The sequence below is a fragment of the Gloeothece verrucosa PCC 7822 genome (assembly GCF_000147335.1).
GTDB classification, from domain to species: domain Bacteria; phylum Cyanobacteriota; class Cyanobacteriia; order Cyanobacteriales; family Microcystaceae; genus Gloeothece; species Gloeothece verrucosa.
The window spans coordinates 2,922,687-2,939,987 of sequence record NC_014501.1; the positions used below are offsets into that span (position 1 = coordinate 2,922,687).

Annotated in this window: 16 protein-coding genes, 1 tRNA gene and 1 pseudogene; 9 read left to right on the forward strand and 9 right to left on the reverse strand. The window is 40.1% G+C overall.

Features of this window, described 5'->3' with window-relative positions; all coding sequences use genetic code 11:
* A complete protein-coding gene (locus CYAN7822_RS12795; protein WP_013322697.1) occupies nucleotides 1-285 on the reverse strand; it encodes a hypothetical protein in 285 nt (94 codons plus the stop codon).
* Between the two features lie 436 nt (nucleotides 286-721).
* Between CYAN7822_RS12795 and CYAN7822_RS12800 the strand changes: the two genes are divergently transcribed.
* Together CYAN7822_RS12800 and CYAN7822_RS12805 are read left to right on the forward strand one after the other, a co-directional pair.
* Nucleotides 722-2,581, forward strand: coding sequence for an EAL domain-containing protein (locus CYAN7822_RS12800; RefSeq protein WP_013322698.1), 1,860 nt, complete (start codon nucleotides 722-724; stop codon nucleotides 2,579-2,581).
* Between the two features lie 38 nt (nucleotides 2,582-2,619).
* Nucleotides 2,620-3,150 (forward strand): gluconokinase, encoded by a 531-nt coding sequence (locus CYAN7822_RS12805; RefSeq protein ID WP_013322699.1) that lies wholly within the window; start codon nucleotides 2,620-2,622, stop codon nucleotides 3,148-3,150.
* Nucleotides 3,151-3,213: 63 nt separating this feature from the next.
* On the opposite strand, the gene CYAN7822_RS12810 is transcribed toward CYAN7822_RS12805, so the two are convergent.
* A complete protein-coding gene (locus CYAN7822_RS12810; RefSeq protein ID WP_013322700.1) occupies nucleotides 3,214-5,187 on the reverse strand; it encodes an acetoacetate--CoA ligase in 1,974 nt (657 codons plus the stop codon).
* A 160-nt stretch (nucleotides 5,188-5,347) separates the two neighbouring features.
* Here CYAN7822_RS12810 and CYAN7822_RS12815 point away from each other — a divergent pair, with 160 nt between their 5' ends.
* Together CYAN7822_RS12815 and CYAN7822_RS12820 are read left to right on the forward strand one after the other, a co-directional pair.
* Nucleotides 5,348-5,620, forward strand: a complete 273-nt coding sequence (locus CYAN7822_RS12815) for a hypothetical protein (protein WP_013322701.1) — start codon at nucleotides 5,348-5,350, stop codon at nucleotides 5,618-5,620.
* Nucleotides 5,621-5,630: 10 nt separating this feature from the next.
* Nucleotides 5,631-6,044, forward strand: a complete 414-nt coding sequence (locus CYAN7822_RS12820; protein ID WP_013322702.1) for an HNH endonuclease — start codon at nucleotides 5,631-5,633, stop codon at nucleotides 6,042-6,044.
* Nucleotides 6,045-6,112: 68 nt separating this feature from the next.
* On the opposite strand, the gene CYAN7822_RS38660 is transcribed toward CYAN7822_RS12820, so the two are convergent.
* The 5 genes and pseudogenes from CYAN7822_RS38660 to CYAN7822_RS12840 form a co-directional block, all read right to left on the reverse strand.
* Nucleotides 6,113-6,286 carry a hypothetical protein gene (locus CYAN7822_RS38660; RefSeq protein WP_013322703.1) on the reverse strand — a complete coding sequence of 58 codons (174 nt, stop codon included), beginning with the start codon at nucleotides 6,284-6,286 and terminating at the stop codon, nucleotides 6,113-6,115.
* Nucleotides 6,287-6,308: 22 nt separating this feature from the next.
* Entirely contained in the window at nucleotides 6,309-6,533 is a 225-nt protein-coding gene (locus CYAN7822_RS12825) for a DUF2283 domain-containing protein (RefSeq protein ID WP_013322704.1), read from the reverse strand.
* A gap of 307 nt (nucleotides 6,534-6,840) precedes the next feature.
* Nucleotides 6,841-10,653, reverse strand: a complete 3,813-nt coding sequence (locus CYAN7822_RS12830) for an nSTAND1 domain-containing NTPase (RefSeq protein ID WP_013322705.1) — start codon at nucleotides 10,651-10,653, stop codon at nucleotides 6,841-6,843.
* A gap of 3 nt (nucleotides 10,654-10,656) precedes the next feature.
* Nucleotides 10,657-11,231, reverse strand: a pseudogene (locus CYAN7822_RS12835) (PDDEXK family nuclease).
* A 143-nt stretch (nucleotides 11,232-11,374) separates the two neighbouring features.
* The gene (locus tag CYAN7822_RS12840; protein ID WP_013322706.1) at nucleotides 11,375-11,749 is read right to left on the reverse strand and encodes a hypothetical protein; all 375 of its coding nucleotides are present in this window, start codon (nucleotides 11,747-11,749) and stop codon (nucleotides 11,375-11,377) included.
* A gap of 200 nt (nucleotides 11,750-11,949) precedes the next feature.
* Here CYAN7822_RS12840 and CYAN7822_RS12845 point away from each other — a divergent pair, with 200 nt between their 5' ends.
* Entirely contained in the window at nucleotides 11,950-12,198 is a 249-nt protein-coding gene (locus CYAN7822_RS12845; RefSeq protein ID WP_013322707.1) for a hypothetical protein, read from the forward strand.
* A gap of 59 nt (nucleotides 12,199-12,257) precedes the next feature.
* Entirely contained in the window at nucleotides 12,258-13,604 is a 1,347-nt protein-coding gene (gene accC, locus CYAN7822_RS12850) for an acetyl-CoA carboxylase biotin carboxylase subunit (protein WP_013322708.1), read from the forward strand.
* Nucleotides 13,605-13,690: 86 nt separating this feature from the next.
* Here the strand turns inward: accC and CYAN7822_RS12855 are convergent, their stop codons facing one another.
* Both CYAN7822_RS12855 and CYAN7822_RS12860 read right to left on the reverse strand, forming a co-directional pair.
* Nucleotides 13,691-14,803 carry an AI-2E family transporter gene (locus tag CYAN7822_RS12855; RefSeq protein WP_013322709.1) on the reverse strand — a complete coding sequence of 371 codons (1,113 nt, stop codon included), beginning with the start codon at nucleotides 14,801-14,803 and terminating at the stop codon, nucleotides 13,691-13,693.
* A gap of 10 nt (nucleotides 14,804-14,813) precedes the next feature.
* Nucleotides 14,814-15,101: a YggT family protein gene (locus tag CYAN7822_RS12860; protein ID WP_013322710.1), complete on the reverse strand. Its 288-nt coding sequence runs from the start codon at nucleotides 15,099-15,101 to the stop codon at nucleotides 14,814-14,816.
* A 126-nt stretch (nucleotides 15,102-15,227) separates the two neighbouring features.
* Between CYAN7822_RS12860 and CYAN7822_RS12865 the strand changes: the two genes are divergently transcribed.
* The 3 genes from CYAN7822_RS12865 (at nucleotide 15,228) to CYAN7822_RS12875 (ending at nucleotide 17,276) form a co-directional block, all read left to right on the forward strand.
* Entirely contained in the window at nucleotides 15,228-16,151 is a 924-nt protein-coding gene (locus CYAN7822_RS12865) for a TIGR04168 family protein (RefSeq protein WP_013322711.1), read from the forward strand.
* A 53-nt stretch (nucleotides 16,152-16,204) separates the two neighbouring features.
* A tRNA-Ser gene (locus CYAN7822_RS12870) sits at nucleotides 16,205-16,292 on the forward strand.
* A gap of 315 nt (nucleotides 16,293-16,607) precedes the next feature.
* On the forward strand, nucleotides 16,608-17,276 hold the full coding sequence (locus tag CYAN7822_RS12875) for an ATP-dependent Clp protease proteolytic subunit (protein ID WP_013322712.1): 669 nt from the start codon (nucleotides 16,608-16,610) through the stop codon (nucleotides 17,274-17,276).
* Nucleotides 17,277-17,301: the final 25 nt, after the last annotated feature.

The following is a 17,301-nucleotide window of genomic DNA, read 5'->3' on the forward strand; positions in this document are numbered from 1 at the left end:
CTAATCTACTTTAGGCTGGGGTTTCGGCTCTGATAGTTTTTTCAACACATCAAAATAGCTATCCCACCATTGCTTCTGAGTGGTTAAAACTAAATTTAGAGCGATTTCTTCGGCGGCTATATAATTTTTGGCTAACTCGTATTGTAGTTCGAGCAATTTATCTAGGTTCTCAGGAATGTTGAAAGCGTTAATGATACTGGGGAAGTTTGATAACCAGGTATAATATAGTTTTTGAGGAAGCTCAGTAAACTGTTTTTGGGTTTCTTCAAAGGTTTGGCTAGTCATAACTCTTGTTCCGCAAACAATGTTAATTGTGCTTATATTATGCCATCATTTTTGGGATTTTTTGAATTAAGTTTCGGTTAAGCGGCTAAAAAATTACAATCATCAATTGAGCGTTAATTCTCAAAGATAAAGTTAAAGAGCTTCCGGGTTGATGTTAAGAGAGATTAAGTATTTATCATCACAATTTTTTCCTCAAAAAATGTAATCTAGAAAACTTAAAATATATCTTAAGATAGTTGTCAAGTTATTAATTGAATACTTAAATGATTAGGCTGTATTTTAAAAAACTTAGTTTTGAATAAATACTTTTATCATAAGAAAAGACAACGAGCTATGCTCAAGGGCTAATTTTCGATTTTCTTGCCCGCTTTGCGCTTAGGAGTTTTCGCTCTCGGCTTCATCTGATAAGCTAAAGTAAACCAAATCACAGATAGCAATGCGACCCCGGGATAACAGGCGACCGAAAGCCGCTCAGAAAAACCCTGAGTGCAAAGAACCCTTATCATCTCAATTCGTCCTGAAAATGGCTCAAAGTTTGTGGCAAAAGATGATCGCTCAGGCACCCCCTATAACAGATTCTAAATTGATAGAAGTCGCTTTATTTTCAGAAAAAGAATTAGCACTAGCCACCCTACAGTGTCTTGGGGAGGCAGTCATTACCACAGATACAAGCAGTCAAATCACTCAATGTAACTCGGCGGCTGAACGTTTGCTTGGTTGGACGATCAATCAAATTCGAGGACTACCCTCCGGCGAGATTTTACGATTGTTCGATGAAGTCACAGGAGAAGCGGTAGAAAACCCCATCGATAAAGTTTTACAGCAAAAACAGATAATTCGCTTAGAAAATTCGCTCACCTTCGTCGCTCGAGATGAGAAAGAATACGCCATTAACCTTACGGCTTCCCCAATTTGCTCAGGGGAAGGTCAACTGATGGGAGTAGTGGTCATTATCAGTGATCATTCTCAAGCGCGTCAACTCACTCGCCAATTATCCTGGCAAGCAAGTCATGATCCCTTGACAGGATTAGTCAATCGACAGGTATTTGAACAACGAGTAGAAAAAGCCTTAGAAAATGTCAAAAGCCAGAATATGACCCATACCCTCGGTTATCTGGATTTGGACAAGTTTAAAATGATTAATGATTCATGTGGTCATGTGGCCGGTGATCATTTGCTGCGTCAAATCTCTTTTTTACTACAACAGCAAATCCGTTCTAGTGATACCATAGCTCGCTTAGGGGGAGATGAATTTGGCTTGTTACTGCTCAATTGTCCCATTGAAGAGGGGAAAAAAATTGCCGAAACACTCAGACAGGCACTTGAGGATTTCCGCTTTATTTGGGAGCAACAGAGGTTTAGTATAGGGGCTAGTATTGGTTTGGTGCCCATAGATGCTGAAAGCGCAGATGTGACCACGCTTCTAGATACGGCTGATACAGCTTGTTATGTGGCTAAAAGTCGAGGCCGTAACCGAATTCATACCTTTAGCCTCGATGAGGAAGAACTTAATCAACAAGGCCAAGCTAGACTCTGGGTTTCGCGCTTAAATCAAGCGTTAGAAAACAACAAGTTCTGTTTATATACCCAAAGAATAGCGCCTATCACTTCAGCAATAGGGACAAATCATTATGAGGTGTTACTGAGATTAGTTGATGAGCAGGGTAATATGATCTTGCCTGGAAATTTCCTGCCTGTGGCTGAACGTTACCACTTGATGCCCATGATTGATCAATGGGTCATTAAAAATTTTTTTAATCACTACGCCCAACATAATAAAACCTCCTGTTTTCAAACTGCTAGACAAGAAAATATTGTCTATAATATTAATCTGTCGGCGGTGAGTCTTAATAATCAGGAGTTTCTTGATTTTTTAAGACAACAATTAGCCTGTCCTCCCATACCTCCTCAATCTTTGTGTTTTGAAATTACAGAAAGTAGTGCGCTCGCTAATTTTAGTCAAGCTAAACTCTTCATGGATACTCTTAAACAATTAGGTTGTCGCTTGGCTTTAGATAATGTAGGCACTGGGATAAATTCTTTAACCTATCTGAAAAATCTGTCGGTGGATTATTTAAAAATTAATATGAGTTTGATTACAGATGCGGTTGACTATACTTTTGTTGAGTGTTTTAATCGCATTGGCCATGCTTTGGGAATGCAGACGATAGCAGAATTTGTTGAGCATCCGGGGATTTTAGAGCCGCTCAAAAGCATGGGGATTGATTATGTACAGGGTTATAGTATTGCCGAACCCGTTCCTTTATGCTTTACAAATATTTTTAATTTGAGGTAATTTAGAAAAGCCGAGTTAAATCAAAACCCATATTGTTAATGATGGCTCAAGAACAATCCTCAAAAATTTGTATTATCATGGGAGTTTCCGGGTCGGGTAAATCCACCATAGGCAAGCTTTTGAGTCAAGAATTAGGTTGGCAATTTTATGATGGAGATGATTTTCATCCTTTAGAAAATGTTGAAAAAATGAAGCAGGGAATTGCTTTAAATGATGCGGATAGAGAGCCTTGGTTAAAAGCGCTGCGGCGTTTAATTGATAACTTACAAACCCAACAGGAAAATGGCATAATTGCTTGCTCGGCCCTGAAGGAAAATTATCGAGAATTGTTACAAGGAAATGATGATAATATTATTTTTATTTATCTTCAAGGGAGTTTTGAGACAATTCGAAAAAGATTACTGCATCGAGAAGGGCATTTTATGAAAGAAAATCTCTTAAATTCTCAATTAGAAACGTTAGAAACTCCCCACAATGCTATCGTTGTTGATATTTCTTTATCTCCCCAGGAAATGGTTGATAAAATTATCGCTTATCTGCAACCGAAATTTGATGGATATCCCCTTTAGAAACCTTGCAGGCCAAGTCTAGACACAGGGATAAGCTTGAATTTTTAAGGGTTATGAACCCATTTAATTTTTGAGTTCCTCTAGGTCTTGAAAATATTCTAAAGCGAGGGGATTCGCTAAAGCTTCCCGATTTTGAACGGGTTCACCATGAATAATATTTCGTACCGCTATCTCTACTATTTTACCACTAATTGTCCTGGGAATATCGGCAACTTGAATAATTTTTGCCGGCACATGACGAGGGCTAGTATTATTACGAATCGTGGTTTTTATCTTATTCTTTAAAAATTCATCCAAGGTAACACCCTCTCTCAAAACTACAAAGAGAACAACACGCACATCATCTTCCCAATTTTGCCCCACAACAATACTTTCTTTGACTTCTTCAAGCGCTTCCACTTGGCGATAAATTTCTGCGGTTCCAATGCGAACACCACCCGGATTTAAAACGGCATCCGAACGACCATAAATAATTAAACCCCAATGAGTCTCATGTTCTCGAATTTCGGCATAATCTCCGTGATTCCAAACGGGATCAAATCGGGAAAAATAAGCATTATGAAACTTTTCGCCGCTTGGATCATTCCAAAAACTCACCGGACGACAAGGAAAAGGCCGCTTACAAACTAATTCGCTTTTTTCTCCTCTTAAAGGGTTTCCTCCTTCATCAAAAATATCCACCGCTAACCCTAACCCAATACATTGTAATTCCCCTCGATATACGGGTAAATTGGGATTGCCTAATGCAAAGCAAGAAACAATATCTGTGCCGCCAGAAATAGAAGATAAACAGAGGTCTGTTTTAATATCTCGATAGACATATTCAAAGTTTTCATGAGTGAGAGGAGAACCAGTGGAAAGAATGGCTTTTAAGGCGGTTAATTGATGGGTTTGTTTGGGTTTTACTCCTTCTTTTTCTACGGTGGCGATATATTTAGCACTGGTACCAAATATACTAACTTCTTCTTCATCGATTAAATTAAACAGACTATCTGCACCCGGATAAAACGGGGAACCATCATATAAAATAACCGTCGCCCCTATCATTAAACTACTGACAACCCAATTCCACATCATCCAGCCGCAGGTTGTGTAATAAAAAATTTTATCTTCGGGTTTTAAGTCAGTATGTAATTTTAATTCTTTATAATGTTGTAATAGGGTTCCTCCTGCCCCATGTACAATACATTTGGGTTTTCCGGTTGTGCCGGAAGAATACATAATATAAACGGGATGATCAAAAGGTAGTTGTTCAAATAATAGTTCTGGGGTATTTTCGCTGACTAAAAAGTCTGGGTATAAAACGGCTTTATCCAGTTGAGCAATATTGGGATATTCTTGAATAAAGGGAATGACAATAATTTTTTCTAAACAGGGAATCTGCGGCTGAATATTACGGATTTTTTCGAGAGAATCAATGGGTTTACCTTTATAAAAATAACCATCAGTGGTAAATAAAATTTTCGGTTCAATTTGTCCAAAACGATCTAAGACTCCATTAATGCCAAAATCTGGGGAACAACTCGACCAAATGGCCCCGATACTTGTAGCGGCTAACATAGCAACAACAGTTTCGAGAATATTGGGCAAAAAACCCGCTATTCGGTCACCTGTTTTGATGCCTAAAGTTCGCATTGCTGCCGCTAGTTGTGCGGCTTGTTGATAGAGTTGTTGATAGGTTAAAGTGCGGCGTTGTCCTAATTCATTGCGGGAAACAATGGCCAGGTTATTATTTTTATGCCGCAAGAGATTTTCGGCAAAATTCAGTCTAGCGTCAGGAAACCAGGCGGCTTTTTCTATAGAATTATTGGGGATTAATACTTGTTCACCGGTTTGGGAAGCGATAATCTCAGCATCATCCCAAATGGCCAGCCAAAAGTCTTCTAGATGTTCTACTGACCATTGATGAAGTTGGGCATAATTGTTAAAGTGACGGTTATAACGTTGACTAAATTTGTGGATAAAAGCGGTCATGTTACTATTTTTTATCCGTTCGAGTTGGGGTTGCCAAATGGGTTGATCTGTAGAGTTATTCATTGTTATAGTCCATTCTTGACAAGATCGTGATAGAGATTATATTGCGGCATAAAACAATTTTTAGCTAACCTCCATAAATTGAAGTTAAGTTATTTCCCATTAAAACCGTTAGGGGTGATACAATAATAACATAAAAAGCTTTTATTTTCGGAAAAAATTAATGACTACATCAATTCAAAATCAACGTAAAATTTATGACGAGTTTATCGATTTTTTGGCGGCAGGAGTCACACCAGAAACTTTAGTCAAGTTCCAGTATTCCGACAGCGCCCAAGAACAGATAGAAGACCTGATTTATCGAGCAAAAATGGGAAATTTAACGCCAGAAGAACAAAAAGAACTGGATAAATTGTTAGTATTGGAACATATTGTTACATTAGCTAAAGCTAAAGCACACATCATCATGCAAACTCAATCAGAACAATCTCACTAAAATATTAACTATGTCTCGAACTTATATAGCGATAGAACTAAGACGGTTAGTTGCTCAAAGGGCTAATTTTAGATGTGAATATTGTCTTATTTTCGCCCGTGATCGTCTTTCTGGTTGTCACGTCGATCACATTATTAGTCTTAAGCATGGGGGAGAAACAACCCCCGAAAATTTAGCCTATGCTTGTATGTTTTGCAATCTTAATAAAGGAACAGATTTAGGCTCAATTATTTGGCGAACAGGAGAATTAATCAGATTTTTTAATCCCCGCCGCGATCAATGGAAAGAGCATTTTAATTTTGAGGGCGCTATCATTCAAACTTTAACAGATATTGGGGAAGTAACAGCACGAATTTTTCAATTTAATGACCCTGAAAGGATTTTAGAAAGACAAATATTAATGGAGGCAAATAGATATCCCTAAAAATAATCTTTATTTTGTAGGTTGGGTTGAGGCACGAAACCCAACACCCGTTATTTTGCTCTAATCTCTTAAATATCTTGCCAAAAATCGGCTCTTGTGACATTTTTTAAAGACTGTTGACGTTCTTGAGTGTAGTCACCAAAGCCGCCTCCTACATCTTGTAAAAAGCGAATAGCATCAACTTGTCCTAACTCTTTAACTAAAGCTTGATAACCTTTTTGTCTTAATTCAATTGGTGTCATCGTTTTCATCTCCATTAGAGGGCTATTTGGGTTGAGTTAAGATAACAGAATTAAGGGGTAATGATTCAGTTTCTAAACAAGTTAAGTCAACAATTTTACTTGATTGATCGATATCAATTCCGACTAATTTTCCTTCGCTATCAAAATCTAAGACAAGATCAGGGGCTATTTCTTGTGAGTCGGTACTTGTTTTGTCGGATAAGCTAATGTAAAGAGAATCGGTTTCAGGATAATAATTAAATTTCATTTTTACTCCTTAAAGTTACGATCACAGAAAGCGTTATGAATGGTTTCTCCATCATCTAAGGTGACAACTCGCAAATATTTTCCTAATTCGGAAATGTACAACCAATGACGAATGCGCCCACTCGGTTCAATTTCTCGTCTTACGGGATTCTGAATACCCTGTTGACACCATTCTCGCTTAAGATAGGATCTTTTAACTAAGACTTGTTCTTCAAAGTAGCGCGTGGTTTTCGTTCATAGTTTTCCTGACCGATTCCGTCCATTACATTTATTTTAAGCGGATATGGTCGATAAATCCCCTCTAAATACTACTTCTTCCCACCAATCCCATCACACAAACCTTTATCCTCCTCCCTAACATCAGAATTAGGATTGTGCAAATAAGCCCGCACTCTATCACAACTCTTTGCCATTAAAGCATCTAAACCCCAACCATACTCTCCATCCCACAGTTTGATACTCGTATCCCTACTACCAGAAGCCAAAATCTTACCGTCAGGACTAAAACTCACGCTCCAGACAACATCATTATGCCCAGAAAGGGTGCGGATTTGTTGACCTGTCTGCACATCCCACAGTTTGATACTCGTATCCCTACTACCAGAAGCCAAAATCTTACCGTCAGGACTAAAACTCACGCTCCTGACATACTCATTATGCCCAGAAAGGGTGCGGATTAGTTGACCGGTCTGCACATCCCACAGTTTGATACTCGTATCCCTACTACCAGAAGCCAAAATCTTACCGTCACCACTAAAACTCACGCTCAAGACAGAATCATTATGCCTAGAAAGGGTGCGGATTTGTTGACCTGTCTGCACATCCCATAGTTTGATCGTCTTATCCCTACTACCAGAAGCCAAAATCTTACCGTCACCACTAAAACTCACGCTCAAGACAGAATCATTATGCCTAGAAAGGGTGCGGATTTGTTGACCTGTCTGCACATCCCATAGTTTGATCGTCTTATCCCCACTACCAGAAGCCAAAATCTTACCGTCAGGACTAAAACTCACGCTCCAGACAGAATCATTATGCCTAGAAAGGGTGCGGATTTGTTGACCTGTCTGCACATCCCATAGTTTGATCGTCTTATCCCCACTACCAGAAGCCAAAATCTTACCGTCAGGACTAAAACTCACGCTCCAGACAACATCATTATGCCCAGAAAGGGTGCGGATTAGTTGACCGGTCTGCACATCCCACAGTTTGATAGTTTTATCCCCACTACCAGAAGCCAAAATCTTACCATCAGGACTAAAACTCACGCTCGAGACACCATCATTATGCCCAGAAAGGGTGCGGATTAGTTGACCGGTCTGCACATCCCACAGTTTGATACTCGTATCCCTACTACCAGAAGCCAAAATCCCCCCTGCGCCCCCCTTAGTAACGGGGGAGGGGGGGATGGGACTAAAACTCACGCTCGAGACACCATCATTATGCCCAGAAAGGGTGCGGATTAGTTGACCGGTCTGCACATCCCACAGTTTGATAGTTTTATCCCAACTACCAGAAGCCAAAATCTTACCGTCACCACTAAAACTCACGCTCAAGACAGAATCATTATGCCCAGAAAGGGTGCGAATTTCTTGACCGGTCTGCACATCCCACAGTTTGATAGTCTTATCCCTACTACCAGAAGCCAAAATCTTACCGTCACCACTAAAACTCACGCTCAAGACAGAATCATTATGCCCAGAAAGGGTGCGAATTTCTTGACCGGTCTGCACATCCCACAGTTTGATAGTCTTATACCCACTACCAGAAGCCAAAATCTTCCCGTCAGGACTAAAACTCACGCTATAGACAGAATCATTATGCCCAGAAAGGGTGCGAATTTCTTGACCGGTCTGCACATCCCACAGTTTGATAGTCTTATCCCCACTACCAGAAGCCAAAATCTTCCCGTCAGGACTAAAACTCACGCTATAGACAGAATCATTATGCCCAGAAAGCGTGCTGATTTCTTTACCCGTCTGCACATCCCACAGTTTGATAGTTTTATCCCTACTACCAGAAGCCAAAATCTTACCGTCACCACTAAAACTCACGCTATAGACAGAATCATTATGCCCAGAAAGGGTGCGAATTTCTTGACCGGTCTGCACATCCCACAGTTTGATAGTCTTATCCCAACTACCAGAAGCCAAAATCTTACCGTCAGGACTAAAACTCACGCTCGTGACAGAATCATTATGCCTTTCTAAACGATTATATTCGTTTGCAAAGAGAACTTTGTGTAAAGCATTCGTTACTTCTGGGTTAGTTGTGTGTTGGTTTTGTAGAATTTTTCCTGCTTTAATTGCTGTCACAGAAGCTTCTAATTCTTTATGTTCATCAAAGAGAGACGAAGCATATCTACCCAGAGATTCAGCTTGATTATATTCTGCCTGATTCTTCTGATTCCAAGCCGCCCAACCGAAACCACCAACGGCAATTAAGAGAACTCCCAAAATTACACTTACTTGACGAAGTCTTTTATTAGCTTTCCTTTGTTCTTCTTCTCGTTTTTGAGACTCTTGAAGGGCTTTTTTATTAGCTTTTGCTAACTCCTGTGCTGCTTTTAACTCTCGCTGCTGTTGTTCTTCTCTTTCTTTAACACTAGCATCAATGAATTCATTGGCTAAATCATCCAAATTAGGCAAAGAATGTTCTCTCCTCAACTCCACAATCCGGGCTAACTTAGAACCACTCCAAAGATCACCCCTAGCTTTTACTGCATCTTGCTTGCGTAACTCATCCCACTCCTTGGCATCAGCATATAACCGATTTCTCAAAATAATAATTTGTTCGTTTTCTCGGATTAACTCTTGTAACACTTCCCAAGAACGAATCAACTCTTCATGTGCCACTTCAACCGTTGCTTTCCCATCGTCTCCCCGACTGACTAAAAGACGATTATCAATGAGTTGATAGAGAACTTCTTTTTCTATCTCATCCTGCTCAAAAATAGCTTTATCTGCCCTTCTGCTAACGTTTTTCCCCCCTTCTAAGCTAATTAACTCTAGAAAAATTTCCTTTGCTAATTTTCGTTGCCGAGCATCAAATTTACCATATATTGTATTAGCTTGCTTCTGAAGTGCGCCCCTTACCCCGCCCAAATCTTGATAGGTTTTAGTCTTTAAAACTCTGTCTTGAACATTATCTTTTTTCCACAATAAATCTAGCATATCTTGTAGATGAGTTTTAGTCTTTAAAACTCTGTCTTGAAGATCATCTTTTTTCCACAATAAATCTAGCGTATATTGTAGGAGCGGCAAAGACCCCGCTTGTTCATGAAAATCGGCAATAATTGTTTCAATTAATCCCTTTTCAAATATGACTCCATTTCTCGCGGCAGGTTCAGCTATCGCCAATCTTAACTCACTATCATCCATATTGGTTAACATCCGACTATAGCGATTGTGGATTTTTCCCAAGTCAGGATAAGGACTTAACTTATCAAGAAAATCCGCCCGCATAGTCATCACAACTCTAACCGACTCATCTAATTTATCAATCAATTGAGTCAGACTGTTTATAAAAATACTCTGCTCGGTTTTCGGCGTTAGGGTAAATAATTCCTCAAATTGATCGATAAAAATAAGCCACTGAGAATCATTTTTTAAAGACTTAACGACTTGAATTAGGGTATCTTGTTTAACAATTTTAGCCGCTTTCGCTTCTGATTGCCTATATTTAGTCAGAAGGCTACCATAAAAAGATTCAAAAGGATTTTTATCAGGAACAAAACAAAAAATATTCAAAGAAATAAAAATTGTTTCATTTCTTAAAGCTGGAATTAACCCCGCTTGAATCAGGGATGACTTACCACTTCCCGAAGCGCCCAAAAGCAGAAGAACTTTATTTTGTTTTAAATGCGCTGTTAAATCTCTAATCCAACTATCTCGACCAAAAAATTTATCCTTATCTTCTACTTTAAACTTTTCTAAACCCACATAAGGCGATGCTTCAATTAATTTTCTTTGTGTAATTTCAATCCCCGACTGTTGGGTAATAATATATTGAGTAATATTTCTTGCAGTAATATCACCCTGTATCCCCTTAAAATCCCCGCCTATTTCTGAATAGTAAGAGGTGTTAGTTTGATTATATTTAAAGCCTTTATTGTCAGACACAATTTACTCCTTTTCACAATTCAAATATTTTAAAGCTTCAAATTGACGTAAAGCAACACTAGCGCCTTGAGTCCACCCTAACTCAACATAAAAGGGTAAAATTTCCTTAATATTTATATCGGGAAATAGAGGACTTTTTTGACTTTCCTGATAACTTTCCCCCTCCAAAAGATAAATAGTTAAGCTTTCCCGACGATAAACCCACAACTCAGGAATTTTAAGCAATTGATATGCGCCTACATCAGTTATCGAGGTAAGATCAACTTCTATCGCTAAATCAGGAGGAGGATCAAAGGTTTTTTAAGTGTAATTGGATCAAAACATTGCCAATCTTTTCCTTGACGACGTAAAAGACTTTTCACTAAATCGCTTAAAGGAGCAACACGATTTCCATGACTCGGTAAAGGTGACATAAGCCTAATTTCTTGGATTTTAGCATTAAAATAGAGTTTTGGGAAGGTTTTATCTTGACGCAAATTAAGTAATCTTTCATAATCTTCCCAGGTTTGATGAGGGAAAATAACATCATTACCAGGTGCTAACATTAACCGATCTTCACTAACAGTAATTAGCATCATAAATTTAATATCTTTAACTATTTTCTGTTGATACAGGCCTAGAGGTTGAGGTGCGTTACGCTACGCTAACACACCCTACGATTGTTTTAAAATGTCTGAGGGTTGAGGTGCGTTACGCTACGCTAACACACCCTACGATTGTTTTAAAATGTCTGAGTAATGTTTTCGCCGCTTACCTCTCCCTGAATACCAATTTTCATATCTCCCGCAACTTGATTATTAAACTTACCTGCGGCTGCCCCTTGAGGGTCTTGTTTTTTCAGGATTTCTTGAGCTATTTTTTTAATTTCTTCATCCTTATCAGCCCCCGCTTCAGTTAACTTTTTCTTCAAAGCGGCTTGATATGTTTCCGGGTCTTTTTCGTGTTCATCTAACACAACTTTTGCCGCTTCATTATCAGCAAACTTTTTCTTAATCAATTCCTTTAACTTATCGTAAACATCTTTAAAACCTTTTTCCGCCGCCGCCGTACCCGCACCAGTCGCTAACGCACTCAGAATCAGAGAAATAGGGTCCATTGTTTTATACTCTAATTTAGATCCAATAATAAATTAGCAAAGAATCAAAAAAACTCCTATAATATCTCTATTAAAGACATAAATATGGTTTTTTTGTCTCTTTTATAATCCTGACCTTACCATTCCCCCCAAACTCGTAGAGGGCAAGCCGCGTAATATGCCAAAATAATGCAAGAACCAAAACAAAAAACCCTAGTCCTATGGAAGCCTTTAGCCCCACTCCTCCCCCTTGGATAGAAAAAGCGGTTCACGCCACACAATTTTGTTGTCCCCGTTGCCGCGCTAGTGCCACAGCCGCCCAAAAAGTTTGGATCAATCGCCGCGCCCCCGTCATAAGCGAAGATTATCGGCGAAAATGGCAAGAATTCTATCTATGCGAGTGTGAGCAAGGGTGGTGGGCCTGGAGTAGCGATCGCCCCCCATCAGACTTATTTAAAGCCGAAGAGTAAAACCGGTATCAAAAACAGATATCCTACATATAATTCAGATATATTTGATCTCTTAGCACATGGAATTTTCCAAAATCTTAATTGCAAATAGAGGAGAGATAGCCCTACGAATCTTACATAGCTGTGAAGAACTAGGCATTGCTACAGTAGCAGTTCACTCCACCATTGATCGCCAGGCCCTTCATGTACAGTTGGCTGATGAGAGTGTATGTATTGGCCCCCCGCCAAGCGGCAAAAGTTATCTGAATATCCCTAATATTATCTCTGCTGCCCTGACTCGCAACGCCACCGCCATTCATCCTGGTTATGGGTTCCTGGCCGAAAACGCCCGTTTTGCTGAAATATGCGCCGATCATAAAATAACTTTTATTGGCCCCTCTCCTGAAGCCATTTTGGCTATGGGGGATAAGTCTACCGCCAAAAAAACTATGCAACGTGCAGGAGTTCCTACCATCCCCGGTAGTGGCGGCTTAATTGACTCAGAAAAACAAGCTAAAGAGATCGCCGCCCAAATTGGTTATCCGGTCTTAATTAAAGCGACAGCCGGCGGGGGGGGTAGAGGAATGCGGCTGGTTAGAAGTGAAAGTGAACTGCCCGCCCTCCTACAAGCCGCCCAAGGAGAAGCCGGGGCCGCCTTTGGTAATTCAGGAGTCTATCTAGAAAAATTTATTGAGTGTCCTCGTCACATCGAATTTCAAATTTTTGCCGATCAATTCGGTAATGTGGTTCACTTAGGAGAAAGAGATTGCTCGATTCAACGGCGACATCAAAAATTATTAGAAGAAGCCCCTAGCCCCTTTCTAACCCCTAAATTACGGGAAAAAATGGGACAGGCCGCCGTTAAAGCCGCTCAATCGATTAAATATGTCGGGGCCGGCACCGTTGAATTTTTAGTCGATAAACACGGTAACTTTTATTTCATGGAGATGAATACCCGGATTCAGGTAGAACATCCCGTCACCGAAATGATTACCGGCTTAGATTTAGTCACCGAACAAATTCGCATCGCCCAAGGGGAAAAACTTTCTGTCACCCAAAAAGATATACAACTGAGGGGTCACGCGATCGAATGCCGCATTAATGCTGAAGATCCCGATTATAACTTCCGTCCTCATCCGGGCAAAATTAGCGCTTATCTTCCACCTGGGGGCCCTGGAGTCCGAATGGATTCTCACGTTTATACTGACTATGAAATTCCCCCTTACTATGATTCTCTAATTGGAAAATTAATTGTTTGGGGGCCAGATCGACCTACAGCCATTCGGCGCATGAAACGGGCCTTAAAAGAATGTGCTATTACAGGAGTTCCTACGACTATTGGATTCCATCAACGAATCTTAGAAACCCCTGCCTTTATTGAAGGCGATGTTTATACCAATTTCATCGAACAACATTTAATGAAATGAAATAAGGGGGAAAGGGCTGATTATGTCAGCCTTGAGCTACTATTCTCTATAATCTCAGTTTTTTCTTTTCCCCCTTCCCCCTTTATTTAATCCTGTTGTTTAATCTCAGTGGTGATTAACTGAGGATGATTTTTTCTAAAAGGATTATTAAAAAAAGAACCCGTTTGAGGCGGAGAATCCGGATCGCCCACAATTTCAGCTAACCCTTTCACCACCCCAGTAAGCGGAATAGCCAAAATCACGCCTAAAAATCCGCCAATTTTAGCCCCTAGTAACAAAGCCATAAAAATAATCACCGGCGATAAACCCGTTAAATTCCCCATAATTCTAGGGCTAATCAGATTATCTTTAATTTGCTGAATAATCACCGATACAATTAAAACTTTTACCGCCAACCACCAATTAATAAAAGCCAGAATAATCACCACAATTCCTATGCCTAATGTGGCCCCAATAAAAGGCAATAACTCCATCAGCCCAATAAAAACAGCAAACAACAGGAAATAAGGCGTATTGAGCAAGCGAAAAGCCACCGTTAGCGAGACAGACATAAACAGTCCTAAAATCAACTGCCCTGTCACAAATCGTTGTAAATTTTTCTCTAAACTAATGGTAAGTTGGTCTTGAATTTTTGGAGAAAAGAAACTGGTTAACCCATCCCAAAGTCTTTCCCCATCAATGAGCATATAAAAAGAAATAACCAGGATTAAAATTACATCCAGAAACCAGTTAAAAGTCCCTAAAACTAATCCTAAACCGGTAGAAGCAATAATTCTAGCTTGAGTTTGAATGCGGTTAAATAAATCCGAAGTAATTAATTGTAAATCAAAGGGTAAATTATGATCCACACTCCAAGCCTGAAAAGTGTTTAATTGCTGCTGTCCTTGGGCTATTAATTCCGGCAGACCGATCAACAATTGCCGCCCTTGAATTACAACAGGAGGCAATAAAGTCACACCAACAATAATAAAAATTAACGCCGCCCCTAGATAAACAAAAACCGCCGCAATAGGACGAGGTAAAATAAGTTTCAGGGCCATGACAGCATAATTGAGTAAAAAAGCCATCAGGGCAGCCGTTAAAAGAATGCTGATCAATTCACCCACATAAGACAACGTTTTTACCGTTAGCCAACTCGTGATTAAAATGAGTAGCCAAGTAATCAAGAATTTTTGTAAAGGAGATAAAATAGAATTCATCACTGATTAATTAACGAAGTGCCATTGTTAAAATTCCTTGTTGTCCGAGAAGTACCTCCCGTAGCAAAGTGACAATTGCTACCCAGATAATCGGGGAGATGTCCACACCGCCTAAAGGCGGTACAATTTTACGTACAGGCACTAAAAACGGTTCGGTTGGCCAACTAACCAAACTGAAGGGAAAACGATTTAAGTCTACTTGAGGATACCAAGTCAAAACGATGCGAAAGATAAATAAAATAGTCATCAACATCAACAATAGACTTAAACCCCAAGTTATTACAACATCCATACTCATGCTTATTGTCCTCAGTCGTTGGTCATGTCATCATCAGTTTTTAGTATAAAACTTATTTTGTGTTGGCAAAACCTACTCGCTTAGGATTATTTTGTCAAAAAAGCGTACACTTCGCAAAAATTTGAGATGAGCAACTCCTTAAAAACCATGATAAAAATCGCTGTGATAGGTGACATCCACGATCAATGGGAAAAAGAAGATAACCAGGCTCTCCAGCATCTAGATGTGGATTTAGCTCTATTTGTGGGGGATTTTGGCAATGAATCCCTAGCCGTAGTCGGCCTTATTGCTGCCCTGGAATTACCCAAAGCCGCTATCCTGGGAAATCATGACGCTTGGTATACTGCCTCTGCTTGGGGTCGCGCCAAGTCTCCCTATGATCACGAACTGGAAAACCGCGTACAAGAACAACTCGATCTATTAGGGGAAGCTCATGTCGGGTATGGAAAATTAGACTTACCTCAATTTAATTTATCAGTGGTGGGGAGTCGCCCCTTTAGTTGGGGTGGTCAAGATTGGAAAAATAAGGAATTTTTAAACGAACTATACGGTATAACCAATTTCCAACAGTCTACGGCAAAAATCGTTGCCCAAGCCCAAGATGCCGCTTATGATACCCTTATTTTTGTAGGCCATAATGGGCCCTTGGGGTTAGGAGAAGAACCCCACTCTATCTGTGGACAAGACTGGCCGCCTTTGGGGGGAGATCATGGCGATCCTGATTTTTCCGAGGCGTTAACTCTGAGCCGCCAGTTAGGCAAAACCATTTCTCTTGTTACTTTTGGCCATATGCACCATCGCCTCCGTCATACCCAGGCCTACTTACGGACGATGGTAGAAACAGACCCCTATGGAACAGTTTACTTGAATGCGGCTAGTGTGCCCCGAATTAAAGAAGAAAATGGCGAAAAGTTACGAAATTTTTCTTTTGTCTCTTTAGAAGAGGGAAAAGTAACCCAAATTGAGCTAGTTTGGGTGGGAGAGGATTTTAGGATAGTATCTCGACAACCTTTATATCAAGATGCGGCGAAAATTCCCCAAGCGGTTTAAGATTACTCGTCAAACTAGCTCAGGCTTTGATAGAATAAATATCTAGTCACTAAGGAGAGGTGGCAGAGTGGTCGATCGCGTCCGACTTGAAATCGGATGGGCGTTAATAGCGTCCCGTGGGTTCAAATCCCACCCTCTCCGTTCTCTGAGCCAATATTAGGCAAAACTTCTGGACACCTATTTTTATAGAACAAGTTTGTTGACAGTTTCTTGTGTTTATACGGTTATTAGCTTTTTTCGTTTTTAGTTGCGAGATAAACCTCTGTTTACTGTCAAGGTGCGATAACCTCATAGATATAGAGCGAAGTAAAAATAGCAATCCTGTGAATGCGTTACAATCAAAAGCAGAACTATAAACACCCGTAAGTTCAACAACCAGCCCAAGGTAATCCAACTTACCGATCTTAGGACTTTTCAGTCCTGCATTCACATTGCAAACCACAAACGACTGACAAGATGGTACAAACTGCATACTATGGGGACGCAAGCTTTAGAACTCCGCCACCGGATTTAGAATCGCTTTTACTCAAAGAGCGAATCGTCTATCTGGGAATGCCGCTATTTTCTTCTGATGACATTAAACAGCAGGTAGGCATAGACGTTACCCAACTCATTATCGCTCAACTTTTGTTTCTCCAATTTGACGACCCAGATAAGCCGATTTATTTTTATATCAACTCTACCGGGACTTCTTGGTATACCGGAGATGCCATCGGCTTTGAAACCGAAGCCTTTGCGATTTGCGATACCATCAACTACATTAAGCCCCCGGTTCATACTATCTGTATTGGTCAAGCGATGGGAACCGCAGCCATGATCCTCTCTGCTGGAACAAAAGGCTGCCGCGCGAGTCTCCCCCATGCAACAATTGTCCTTAACCAAAACCGCACAGGGGCGCAAGGTCAAGCTACAGATATTCAAATCCGCGCTAAAGAAGTTCTAGCCAATAAACGAACCATGCTAGAAATTTTCTCCAAAAATACGGGGCAAGCCATTGAAAAATTGGCTAAGGATTTGGATCGGACTTTTTATCTGACTCCTGCACAAGCTAAAGAATATGGCTTAATTGACAGAGTTTTAGAAAGTCGCAAAGAATTACCCAAGCCGCTAACCGGTGTGATTTAATCATTGTTTTAACCCTCATTAGCAA